Origin of the sequence: Brevundimonas sp. (assembly GCF_023259385.1) — a bacterium.
Classification (GTDB): Bacteria; Pseudomonadota; Alphaproteobacteria; order Caulobacterales; family Caulobacteraceae; genus Brevundimonas.
Map to the genome: position 1 here is coordinate 1 of NZ_JAHFPF010000266.1, position 489 is coordinate 489.

Below are 489 nucleotides of genomic sequence, written 5' to 3' on the forward strand. Positions count from 1 at the left end.
CCGCCGTTTCCAGTTCACCCGACATGATCCCCCCGGCCGATTCTACTCGACTGACGGAGTTCTAGGGACCGCAAGCCTAGCCGGAAAGGCCCAGAAGCATGACGCCTGTCAGGAAGGGGGCGAAGGCCAGCGTGGTCAGGACGCTCAGGGTCAACGCCCGCAGCACCGACTGGACCCATCCGCTGCCGTAGGCGCCCTTCAGGTGCACGGTGGCGTGGACGAAGGCGGCGATCATGATGAGGAAGGTCGCCAGGCCGGTCAGGACGGTCGGCAGCAGGCTGGCCAGGGCGCTCAGCAGGGCCAGGAAGCCGAGGCCGTACAGGGCGACCACCGCATGGTGATACAGGCTGAACCGCCGTCGCCAGGCGAACATCAGCCACAGGATGGCGACCGAGATCGGCACGGTCACGAACGACAGCTTGTAGCTGAGACTCTCGATCTTGTAGCCGTAGTACTCGGGGTTCTTGCGCAGCTTGGCCAGCAGGTCGA

1 pseudogene is annotated in these 489 nt (G+C 65.0%); it reads right to left on the bottom strand.

What is annotated here, in order from left to right:
* Positions 1-76 precede the first annotated feature (76 nt).
* A pseudogene (locus Q0C81_RS16250) lies at positions 77-489 on the bottom strand (hypothetical protein); the annotation flags it as partial.